Annotated in this window: 9 protein-coding genes and 2 tRNA genes; 4 read left to right on the forward strand and 7 right to left on the reverse strand. The window is 46.1% G+C overall.

The features are described 5' to 3' along the window. Positions 1-2: 2 nt before the first annotated feature. Positions 3-1,352 carry a cell division protein ZipA C-terminal FtsZ-binding domain-containing protein gene (locus tag A7981_RS06305; RefSeq protein ID WP_067265569.1) on the reverse strand — a complete coding sequence of 450 codons (1,350 nt, stop codon included), beginning with the start codon at positions 1,350-1,352 and terminating at the stop codon, positions 3-5. Between the two features lie 36 nt (positions 1,353-1,388). Next, on the reverse strand, positions 1,389-4,907 hold the full coding sequence (gene smc / locus A7981_RS06310) for a chromosome segregation protein SMC (RefSeq protein ID WP_067265572.1): 3,519 nt from the start codon (positions 4,905-4,907) through the stop codon (positions 1,389-1,391). Positions 4,908-5,007: 100 nt separating this feature from the next. On the opposite strand from smc, the gene queF reads away from it, so the two are divergent. From queF to A7981_RS06325, 3 genes are all read left to right on the forward strand, one after another. Further along, complete coding sequence (gene queF / locus A7981_RS06315) at positions 5,008-5,427, forward strand: preQ(1) synthase (RefSeq protein WP_067266635.1); 420 nt, start codon at positions 5,008-5,010, stop codon at positions 5,425-5,427. A 97-nt stretch (positions 5,428-5,524) separates the two neighbouring features. Continuing rightward, a tRNA-Ala gene (locus A7981_RS06320) sits at positions 5,525-5,600 on the forward strand. An 84-nt stretch (positions 5,601-5,684) separates the two neighbouring features. Next, positions 5,685-5,760, forward strand: a tRNA-Glu gene (locus tag A7981_RS06325). A gap of 148 nt (positions 5,761-5,908) precedes the next feature. Here the strand turns inward: A7981_RS06325 and A7981_RS06330 are convergent. The 5 genes from A7981_RS06330 to A7981_RS06345 all read right to left on the reverse strand — a co-directional run bounded on the left by A7981_RS06330 (position 5,909) and on the right by A7981_RS06345 (position 9,536). Continuing rightward, on the reverse strand, positions 5,909-6,301 hold the full coding sequence (locus tag A7981_RS06330) for a hypothetical protein (protein WP_067265574.1): 393 nt from the start codon (positions 6,299-6,301) through the stop codon (positions 5,909-5,911). A gap of 87 nt (positions 6,302-6,388) precedes the next feature. Then, entirely contained in the window at positions 6,389-6,526 is a 138-nt protein-coding gene (locus tag A7981_RS11730; RefSeq protein ID WP_082889222.1) for a DUF3096 domain-containing protein, read from the reverse strand. A gap of 46 nt (positions 6,527-6,572) precedes the next feature. Beyond that, positions 6,573-7,757 carry a phospholipase A gene (locus A7981_RS06335; RefSeq protein ID WP_067265577.1) on the reverse strand — a complete coding sequence of 395 codons (1,185 nt, stop codon included), beginning with the start codon at positions 7,755-7,757 and terminating at the stop codon, positions 6,573-6,575. A 138-nt stretch (positions 7,758-7,895) separates the two neighbouring features. Then, positions 7,896-8,936, reverse strand: a complete 1,041-nt coding sequence (locus A7981_RS06340) for a sensor domain-containing diguanylate cyclase (RefSeq protein WP_067265580.1) — start codon at positions 8,934-8,936, stop codon at positions 7,896-7,898. A gap of 51 nt (positions 8,937-8,987) precedes the next feature. Continuing rightward, positions 8,988-9,536, reverse strand: a complete 549-nt coding sequence (locus A7981_RS06345) for a bifunctional 2-polyprenyl-6-hydroxyphenol methylase/3-demethylubiquinol 3-O-methyltransferase UbiG (RefSeq protein WP_067265583.1) — start codon at positions 9,534-9,536, stop codon at positions 8,988-8,990. A gap of 68 nt (positions 9,537-9,604) precedes the next feature. Between A7981_RS06345 and mnmC the strand changes: the two genes are divergently transcribed. Beyond that, on the forward strand, positions 9,605-11,554 hold the full coding sequence (mnmC, locus tag A7981_RS06350; protein ID WP_067265586.1) for a bifunctional tRNA (5-methylaminomethyl-2-thiouridine)(34)-methyltransferase MnmD/FAD-dependent 5-carboxymethylaminomethyl-2-thiouridine(34) oxidoreductase MnmC: 1,950 nt from the start codon (positions 9,605-9,607) through the stop codon (positions 11,552-11,554). Positions 11,555-11,561: the final 7 nt, after the last annotated feature.

Genomic DNA, 11,561 nt, shown 5'->3' on the forward strand with positions numbered 1-11,561 from the left:
ATCTACGAAAATAATCTCAATGCACATGCGCTGCCAGGCACTACGCCACGAGTCACCATGTGCGCATGAATGATCTTAAGTTGCTGGCGAATCTTATCGATCTGTAGTTCACCTAATGGCCGCTGGTTGTCATCTACAAGGCTGGCATTCAGGCTATGAGCCATCTGCTTGGCAACGAGCACCATTTGATTGAAAACTTCAGCCGAGTTTTTCACACGTGGAATATCAAGCTGAATGCTGACACCACGCAGTACAACCGTGCGCAGCATCTCAAGAGTGAAGGGGTTATTGTCTTGATTGACCAGCGAAAATAGTTGGATACCATCAGCTTCATAATGAAAAGCACCATCATCACCGAGTATCAATCCCCCTGCTTCTGCCAGCCCCCTGAACTTGGTACCTGTGAATGGGCCGCTACTTCCTTGAATCACGTGCAGACTGACGAGCTTATCAACATCAATGCAGAATTGATCTAATTCATTGGCATAACTTAATGGGTCCGGATTGCCGTGCCATTCTACTTGCGCGCCCAATTGCAGGCCAATTTCATCGATCCCATTCTGGAAGCGGAATAAGGTCTCTTTGCTCACTGCACCTGATCTGTCTGCCAACTGCAAACTACAAGCGACTTTTTTGAATTCAGCCTGTTCATGGTCACGGGTCAATAAGTACCAGTGATTGTCGGCACCCAAGCCATAGGCATAGATCGCTTTATCAACATCGGCAAATGAAAGAAAAAAATCACGTAGCTTCAGGCCAGTCAAAGGATGCGGGAGATATAGAAGTGCTGCCAGATCAATCTGATGGTAGATGGTTTCAGGTAGAGAAACTGATTCTTCAATTTCTTTTTGTATCGGTATTTCATCATGTATTGCATTGGCAAACCCCACTTCATCCACCAGTGCGCGGACGTCCTCTAATAATGGCTCTATTGGCTCATAAGCAGGTTGTGGTGGAGCGATTGGCTGTTCCAAAACGATTTCATCTGCATCACTGATCATATTTTCACTGATGGCTGGCTCAGCATGAATGTCTTCTTTTGGCGTATGCGCTAACTGTGGCATGCGCGTGGCAATATCACGCTCGAACTCCTCTAATTCAGCAGCTGTCTCTGTGAGCGGCAGCTCATCCTCCAAGGCATAGTGAGCCATGGCCTCGTCTATATCTTCTTGCAAGATCGCGGTGTCTGTATCGATCTTGAAATCCTGATCCATCAGTACATCACGCTCAGGTGCTACGAAGCGCTCGGCGGCTTCATTGCGTAGCTTGCGCTCTTGCCACCAGTTGAACAGCACAACCGAGGCGATGATCACTAAGCCCAGCATCAATAAAATTAATTGCAAATCAGTCATTTATCTTAACTCTGTTATGGTTTCAGGTTCGGTCTTTCAGACCAAAACCTCTTGGTGCATTTGCATGGCAGCCTCAATATCGACTTCCACAATGCGCGAAACTCCTGATTCTTGCATGGTAACGCCTATCAGCTGCTGTGCCATCTCCATGGTTATTTTATTATGGCTGACGAATAAAAATTGTGTTCGTTCAGACATTTTTTTCACCATATTGCAAAAACGTTCAGTATTGCTGTCATCCAAGGGGGCGTCTACTTCATCCATCAAGCAGAATGGCGCTGGGTTTAACCTGAATAAGGCAAATACCAATGCCAATGCGGTCAATGCTTTCTCGCCGCCTGACAGTAGATGAATTGTACTGTTCTTTTTACCCGGTGGTTGGGCAAAAACTTGCATGCCAGTGTCCAGTATCTCATCACCCAATAGTTCTAGTCTGGCCTGTCCACCGCCAAATAGTGCTGTAAATAGCTCGCCAAAATGCTTATTCGCCTCATCAAATGTATGCTGCAAGCGGCTGCGCGTCTCACGATCTATACGTTTTATCGCATCTTCAAGCGTCATCATGGCTTGTTCAAGATCTGCCGCCTGACTATCAAGGTAAACCTTGCGCTCCCGTTCGCTGGAAAGCTCCTGTATAGCTGCGAGGTTAACGGGGCCAAGTTCTTCTATCTGCATTGCTAAGGCGGCAGACGTGCGCTCGATGTCCGATACTTTTGCATTTGCTGAAAGCTTTTGTGATAAAACGCTTTCAGCAAGCCCTGTTTCTATCAATGCAGCTTGGCATTGCTCAAAATGCAGGCGCGTTTGTTGTTCTGTTAAGCGTGCCTGCTCAAGCTTGTCACGCAAGGGATGCAATATCTGCTCATTTTGCATGCGGTTGCGCTCTTGATTTTGCAGCTCAAGCTCGATACCTGCCATTGCATCACGTGCTGCTGCCAGCTCAGCCTCTCTTTGCTGTTTAGTCGTTAATGCAGTCTCGAGGTTAGCCTTGAGGCTTTCCATTTTTGCAGCCTCAAGCAAATTATCCGTTTCATTTTTACGGATGATTAACGAGGATTTTTCCTCATCTAAAAAATTAATTTTATTAATTATCTCATTGATATTATTTAATATTAATTTCTTATTAAAGACTTGCTCTTGTACTAGGCGCTCCGCCTTTTGTAATTCATTACGCGCATCATTTAGCGCTAGCTCTGCCGTTTGTCGTGCTGCTTGCATTGCTTCACGTGAGGCTTGCAGGGGTTGTAAAGAGGCCCGCACATCGTGAATGTTGGTTTGCTTTTGTTGCTGCTCAGCTTGCTGGGTAGCAAGCCGTTGCTGCAGGTTTACCTGCTCAGACTGCATCACCTTTTGACGGTCACGTGCATGTTGCTGCTGTTGCGTTAAACGCTGTATCTCAAGGTGCAACTGGTGCTGTGCTTGCGTACCGACTTTAAGTACTTGCTGCTGCTCTTGGTAAATAGTACGCAATTTCTGCAGTGCCTGCTCAGCGACACCCAGTGCTTCTACTCTATGGCTCAGGTTCTGTTCTAATGCAGGCATCTCGGCCTGAAGCGCCTCAAGCTCCCGTTGCCGCTCCAGTACACCATGTAGCGCGGATTGCGCAGCATAAAAAGATATGCTGTTTTTGGTGTAAACATCACCTAGCGTATTAACCAGCATCTCCCCATCAGCCAACGATTGGCTGATGGCGTGAATGTCGGCATCATTTTCCACAACATAAACGCCTGCCAACCAATCATTCAACAGAGATGCAATGCCTGAGTCGGAGGCTTTAACAATCTCGTTGATCGGGGTTAGATGCGGATGTGCTTTTATATTTACGGCAGATCGATTGGGTATCGCGATCACCAAACCCGCTGGCGGCCGCTCTTTAAAAGAAAAGTCGCCAGAATCCTGTGGTTTCAATAGCGCATTCAGTCGTGCGCCAAGTACAGACTCAAGCGCGGTTTCCCAGCCGGCAGAAATATTAATCTTCTGCCAAAGGCGCTCTGCATTTTTAAGCCCTGCCTCTTGCAGCCATGTATCCAGCTTTGATTCATGCCCTAAGGATTGCTGTATTTTTTGCAGTGAGGTGATTTGTGCATCTGTTTGCGCCAAACTACGTTCTGCTGCATGCTGTGCCTCGCGAAACTCCCTGATCTCTTCAATCAATTTTTGCTCATGATTGCGCAACTCGATAAGATTTTGCTCGAATTTAACAATCTCAGCGTACGTAGTGTCATGTAGCGCCTGCTTATCCAGAAGCACTTGTTCATCTGGTATTTGCAGGCTCGCCTGCTCAGATTCCAGTCGTTGCAACCTTTGCTTGATATCAGTGATGGCGCGCGTCAAATGTTCCAGATTAGTCGACTCAAGGCGAATGCCCTGCTCGGCATCGGTTAACGCTTTTTGCGCATTTGCAAAGTTTTCCTGAGCTGCCTTAAATGCGCTTTCCGCGCCTGGTAGCGCCTGCCTTGCCGTTGATAGTTGATCGTCGGCAGTTAATTCGTGCTTGATGACATCTTGTTCTTGCTGCCTGAGTTGTTGCAGGTTTTCCTGAAGCAAGGCGCTTTGTGCTTCTGACTTTTGGGATTGTGCGGCGATCTGCTGTAACTGTGCCATGAGTCTTTCGCGCGCCTCTTGCGTATGCTTAACCTGCTGCTCAAGGTTGGAGACTTCCGCATTGGTCTCGTAATACCTTGCTTGTGCAGATTGTACGCTTTCACTAGAGGCATAATGCTGCTGCCGCAATGTCTCAACAGTGCTTTCCGCTTTGCGCAATGAAGCCATTTGTGATTCAAGCTCGTTGACCAGCTTATCTACATGCCGCTGAGACTTCTCCCAAGCGCCCGCAGCGTCTTGTTTCTTCAACAGCCACAACATGCCTTGCGTTAATTTTAATTCGTCTTGTAGGCGATGGTATTGCTCTGTAATGAGTGCCTGCGATTCTAGCCGCGTAATCTGTTTGGCAATCTCATTGCGTACATCTTCTATGCGCGTTAGGTTCTCTCGGGTATCTCGCAGGCGCAGCTCGGTCTCGCGGCGACGTTCTTTGTATTTGGAGATGCCTGCAGCCTCTTCAAGAAAGATACGCATCTCCTCAGGCCTAGCCTCCACAATACGCGAGATGGTATTCTGCCCGATGATGGCATAGGCTCTGCCACCAAGCCCTGTTCCAAGGAACAAATCAGCAACGTCACGGCGGCGAACAGCCGTATTGTTGATGTAGTAGCTGGAGCCCTTGTCGCGCTCAATCACACGTTTGACAGATATCTCAGCATATTGTGACCATTCTCCTACTGCGCCACCTAAGCTGTTATCGAAGATCAACTCGACACTCGCACGCGATATCGGTTTGCGATTTGCTGCCCCATTGAATATCACGGCATCCATCGAGTCGCCACGCATCTCTTTCGCGCTTGATTCACCAAGCACCCACCGTATGGATTCCATGACATTGGACTTGCCACAGCCATTGGGGCCGACAACGCCTACGCGCTGCCCATGGATATGAAGGGTCGTGGGATCAACGAATGATTTGAAACCAGCAAGCTTAAGATGAGTTAAACGCAATTTTTGATTTTATCTAGTAAGTGGCAAGCTAGTATAATGGCAACACATTGGATGTATGGATTCCATACATCGCCCATATACGATTTATACGGTAGCCATTATGTCTAGTCAACCCAGTAAAGCACTTGAAACCTTCGATAACCCAAAACCCGAGCGTGATTTTCATATTCATATGGAGATTCCAGAGTTTACTTGCCTCTGCCCAAAGACTGGTCAGCCTGACTTTGCCGTGCTTTATCTGGACTACATTCCAGACCAAAAGTGTGTGGAGCTAAAGAGCCTTAAGATGTATATATGGGCATTTCGTGATCAAGGCTGCTTCCATGAGGCCGTCACCAACGAGATACTGGATGACTTGGTTCAGGCGACGGCTCCCAAATTTATGCGTTTAACAGCAAAATTCTATGTTCGCGGCGGCATATTCACCAATGTAGTCGCTGAATATAGAAAAGAAGGCTGGCTACCCGCACCACGTGTAGATTTAACTCAATTTGAACAACAGTTTAATACACGCGGCTAGTTTTTAACGTAAGCATCATTGGCTGTAGCGGTGCGGGTGCGCACAAGAAAGTCGTTGACAGGCGCGGGCTTCGTCATTAATATGGCGCAACTTTTTCGGGGGTATAGCTCAGCTGGGAGAGCGCTTGCATGGCATGCAAGAGGTCAGCGGTTCGATCCCGCTTACCTCCACCACTAAGACTGGTACCCGAAATAATAGATTTTAGCTAATTTAGCCTTTAAATTAGCGGTAGTTTTGATGTATAATTACACCTCTATGTCCCCATCGTCTAGAGGCCTAGGACACCTCCCTTTCACGGAGGCGACCGGGGTTCGAATCCCCGTGGGGACGCCAATAAGCGTCAACTGATTGATGTAAAAATTGATCAGTAGATTCAAAGAAAAAGCCTCAAGTTTTTAAGCTTGAGGCTTTTTCTTTTCCACTGCCACACTCATTGATATCTCTAAATTAATGTCGTTAAAAGCTAATGCTATTGAGCAGTTTAGACATCCTTTATTTTTCTGAAACTTGATAGATACTTATCCAAACCATATCCAAATATCCCACCTATTAAAATCGGTATGCATGCATATATCGGGATGAAAATAAATGCCAAGGCTGATTGAGCATCTGCCGCAAGGTCAAGTGTATAGTGCACCCATGCAAGAAAACCAAAACCTAATATTGTTGGAATTGCCAATGAGATGGAATGCCGATAGAAAAAACTAACCCCGAGAAGTATGCCCCATGCGATAGCATTAAATGCCTCGATAAATAGAAATGAATCTAATCCGCCATCTGTATATTGCGCTAGCCAAACCATACCTTTTGGTAAGCGAGCAATATAAGGCAAAGAGATGCCTAGTAGTACTATAAAAATGCGTGCTTTTTGCATGTTAAAGCGCTCCTTCGGATAGCCTCATCTATCATCAATTAAAAAGGCCGCACAATGTGCAGCCTTTATTTTTTAGATAACCGGAAATTATCGACCTACTAAACCTAATATGCCGATGATAATCAGATAAAGCGCTACGATATAGTTAAGTAACTTTGGCATTACCAAAATAAGAACACCCGCTATCAGCGAGATTAATGGGGTCAGGCTCAAATGCAGATCCATAAATTACTCCTTGTTTTCTAAGTTATAAAAATCCAGATTATAAAAACTACCTTGCTACTGACAATCCGATACGCAATTGCGTATCGCGATCTTGGTTGTAATCCAGTAACGTTTCACCGTAACCAGAAAATAATTGTAAGTGTACAAAAGTACCAGTACGTCCGAACAGCCTATCACTTATCGGGTAAGACATATCCACCTGCCCTGTACTATAGCCCCGAGTACCTTGACGATAAAGGCCACTTACGATCAGACCATCCTCGCGACCATAACGCAACTGCCAATCAGCGTAACCGCGATATTTTTGGATATCCGAATTGTCATCTTTTTCAATATATTGGTATATCTTGGGTAGGAATGAAAGCCTTTTACCGTTTTCAAAGTCTATATTCCATGTTGGACGAACGAAAGCGATATTGAGTGAGCGGGAATCTAGCCCAGCTTGTCCATTAGACTCATGTTCTACCCCTGCGCGCCATTCGGCTGGCCAGATGTTTTGACCACTGCCATCCCATTTGTAAAATAGGCTGGGGCGATAAGTTGTGTCTTCAAATGGGCTTGAATCACCGCCGATATCCCAGATCGTAGTTTGAGTATAGGCAAAGTAAACATTGCTCAGGAATGGCGCATAACCAGCCATCGAGCCTTTAGGGTCAAATGGGCGGTATTTAAAGCTGATCTGAAAACGGGCATCTGTGCCTCGTTCAGAGTTGGAGCCCATCAAAAAATAAATCGGCTCATTGGATGATAGCGGCGGCTCTTCGCCGGGCTTGGCAAGCACGATTGTAGGTGAATCTCCATTAGCTTCAGGTGCGTCTGCTGCTACAGGTGACGCATGAAGTGCAGAGGCTGCGGCCTGGGGTGGCACACCGCCAGCCTCTGCTAGCATAATAAGCGGGTTGGATGTCTCACCCACAAGCTCTGCTTTTACCACGCCTGCAAAGCTCTCTTTCGAATTGCCTTCATATATACGGCGCACATCATTCGCTTGGGTGGGTGCAGCTAATGTAAGCTCGATTTCTTCAGATAAGCCATTGGCAGATAGCTTGAGTTTGAGTTTTTCAGGCCATGTTGCGAGGCTTGAAGGTTTTACGGTTTCCAGTGATATTTTCTTACCAGCACCCACTAATTCATTATTGCTTGCAATGATCCATCTATCCGCTGAATAGCTTGCGTGTGTGATGCTCATCATGAGCAATCCATAGATACTGCCAAGAGTTCTATTCTTCATTCATTCGCTTTCATGAGTGTTTTTGTTGATTTATATTACTTATACAACAAATTCCTCAAAAAATTGCATAGAGATGTAATGAAGTGCAGATTAGCGCCAAAAATTCACTGAAGATCAATGCAAACGGAACCTAAAACATTAATCAACCGCGATCTCGACCCGATTCCTGCCATTGGTTTTGGCACTCAATAAAGCATTATCCGCAGCAATGAGCCTCTGGTTGATATTAATAATCCCCTTAGAAAAATCAGTGTTAGCCATACCGATACTGACCGTACAGTTGATGACCGTATCGCCAAGTTTTATAGTATTTTTTGCTACGGTCTCACGTAAACGGTCTGCAAGACGATAAGCATCGTTTTGGGAAGTGTTTGGCAAAATCACAAGAAACTCTTCTCCACCATAACGCCCAAGGGAGTCATAAGACCTTAATTGCTGGCGCAACACTTTTACAACACTGAGTAATGCAGCATCACCGACTGGATGGCCATGTTCATCATTGATTTTCTTAAATAAATCGATATCCACCATCAAAATGGAAAGCATACTTTTTTGGCGCTGGGCCAAATCTGCTTCTCGTTTGAGGATATCTTCAATCGCGCCCCGATTCCATATTCTCAGCAGTGAGTCGAGCATACTGTTGCGGCGAACATCATCCAGTTCAACCAACAAGTTACCCATCGACTTACTCAGGCCACGCGCTTCAAAGACTGATTCAACCCAATGTCCTAGTGCATTCAGGGTATCGATATCATCATCTGAGAATGTTCTGGGCTGATGATCAACGATACAGAGCGTACCCACGATAAAGCCTTCAGTATTGCGTAGTGGTCGACCCGCATAAAACCGGATATTCATCTGGTTGCATACAAGATCATTATCGAAGAAACGCTCATCTTTGCTGGCATCTTCTACGACGATGATCTCCCCATCAAATACGATATGGCTGCATATGGAGACATCGCGTGGGCCATTCGTTTCATCGATGCCGACCTTGGATTTTATCCAGTTAAAGTCTTCGCCTACGATAGATATAAATACCACGGGTACATTAAATATCTTTTGCGTGAGTCGTGCGATCCTGTCAAAAGCCTCTTCCTCTGGCGTATGCAGTATCTGCATCTTCTTGATAGAAGCTAGGCGTTCGGCTTCATTATCCGGGATGGGTGCTGTTATCATATATTTATAAAAACCTTAAAAATTAATTAGTTATATAATAAATAAGCAGTATTACATTCGAATCGCACATAGCCGTTGAAGCATTGCAGGTGGAGATTTCTCCAATTCGCCCTGCTCAAATGCTAGTACATTTAAATCTTTGCCAAATGCCTCAACAAGCTCATCAGGTTGTAATAGGAAATCCGGATTATTAGGCTTTCCATACGACTCTTGCCCCTGCATGAAAGTTTCGTAAATCAATAGGCCTTGCGGTGCCAAACTTGAGATGAGATATTGAAATAAAGGTCGATGTAGATATCGGCATACGATAACGGCATCAAATTGCTGGGATACGTAAGGCCAGTCGGCATTTTCCAGATCGGCGATTCGAGTATGGATGCCTGATATTCCATTCAAGCTTTTAAGCGCATCCGCATTACGGTCTACGGCCTCCACCCTATAGCCATGCTCGGCCAGCCAGCGTGCATTTCTACCATAGCCTGCCGCCACATCAAGGACAGTGCCACCCTGCTTGATACGGTCGGCATGCTGACATAGCCATCTGGATGGAGCAATTCCATGTTGGTGTATGTCAGCTTGCGGTATATGTTCAGACAGCATGTTAAAACGGTATGACCTTCTTATTAATATGGTGATTCTACACTTCGAATACGGATAAAATACCAGTAATGCCAAGTAAAAATGCAAAATTAGATTGGATCGATGGTCAGCCATTCTCAACCCAATATGGAGATATCTATTTTTCCCGTGAAAGTGGTCTGGATGAGACGCGCTATGTCTTTCTTGAGAAGAATCGATTGCGTGAGCGGTGGCAATCCCTCACCACAGATCATTTTACGATTGCTGAGACAGGTTTTGGCACTGGTCTTAACTTCCTTTGTACATGGCAATTATGGAATGAGTGCGCACCTGCAAATGCGCGCTTGCATTTCATTAGCACGGAAAAATACCCGCTATCCCTAGCCGATATGCGAAAAGCATTAAGCCTATGGCACGAGCTGTCAGCTCAAACAGCTGAGTTATTAATGCAATACCAATGGATCACCGAAGGTTGGCATCGAGTGGTATTCGAGCATGGGCGTATCACGTTAACGCTAATCATTGGCGATGTGGCAGAAACACTGCCGCAGCTACGCGCAAGTGTTGATGCATGGTTTCTTGATGGCTTTGCCCCTGCAAAAAACAGCGATATGTGGCAGCAGCGCTTATTTGATGAGATGGCGCGGCTTTCTCATAAGGGAACCACCTTTGCCACTTTTACAAGTGCGGGCATCGTCAAACGTGGATTACAGGCTGCCGGATTCTCCGTGAAAAAATCAGTTGGATTTGGCAAGAAGCGAGAGATGCTGATTGGCGAGTACGGCACTACTCCAAATATCGTAGTAACTCAGACGAATAAACGGGCGATTGTGATTGGCGGCGGCATTGCAGGCGCTAGCAGCAGCTATGCCTTAGCTAAAAGAGGCTGGCAAGTCACATTGATAGAGCGTCACGCTGATATCGCACAAGAGGCATCGGGCAACCCGGTTGGTATTATCTACCCTCGCCTTGCGGCTAAGGATTGTGCATTGAATCGGCTAGCACTGTTTGGATACCTGCATACATTAAGGCTACTTAAGCAGATTGATCTCGATGTCACTGATTACTCGAACTGCGGGGTATTGCAACTCGGGTTTAATGCAAAAGAACTCACTCGCTGTAAGGCGATTGCTGAAAATGAATTACCGTCTGATTTGCTGCGATACGTAAGCAAAGAAGAGGCTGGCGATTTGGCTGGCATTCCAGTGGCGCATGAAGGCTTATTCTTTCCATCGGCGGGCTGGGTAAAGCCTAGCGCTTTATGCAATAGGCTACTCGACCATCGCAATATCACCATAGCTACCGAGCGCAATGCAATACAGTTAAAAAAGGTCGGCGAGCATTGGCAGGTTTGGGGGGGACAACATCTTTTAGCTGAAGCGCCAGTGCTTATTATTGCCAGCGCTAACGACACAATGCATTTTAGCCAAGCTAATCACATACCGCTTGAACCTGTACGCGGGCAGATCAGCCTTGTAGCACAAACAGCGCGCACCGAAAATCTCAAAACCGTAGTTTGCACTGATGGCTACATCAACCCTGCTATTGATCATACTCACTGCATAGGCGCTACATTCTCGCCTGCGGATGCTTCTATTGATATTAGAGATGAAGACCATCAGGCCAATCTCTCACTATTAACAACGACATTCTCCAGCCTTACCGATACTAAGCAACTCTACGAGATCGTGGGTGGACGCGCAGCCTTGCGTGCAGTGACCCCAGACTATATGCCAGCGGCTGGCCCTTTGCTGAATGCCGGTGATTTACAGGCACATATTCCACGCCACAATGCAGATCCGCTTGATTTACCATGGCTACAAGGTTTGTATGTGAACACTGGACATGGCGCGAAAGGCTTGGTAAATGCGCCACTGTGTGCTGAAATACTTGCAAGTGCGATATGTGGCGAACCCTCCCCTGTCGATGCCTCGTTGATGGCAGCATTAGATCCTAATCGATTCCTTTTAAGGAAAATGGGCTTAAAGCGGCTGGCGCTCGGATTATCAGCCTATCCATCGCTTAAACCTAATAACTAAATAAATT

Origin of the sequence: Methylovorus sp. MM2 (assembly GCF_001648895.1) — a bacterium.
Lineage (GTDB): Bacteria > Pseudomonadota > Gammaproteobacteria > Burkholderiales > Methylophilaceae > MM1.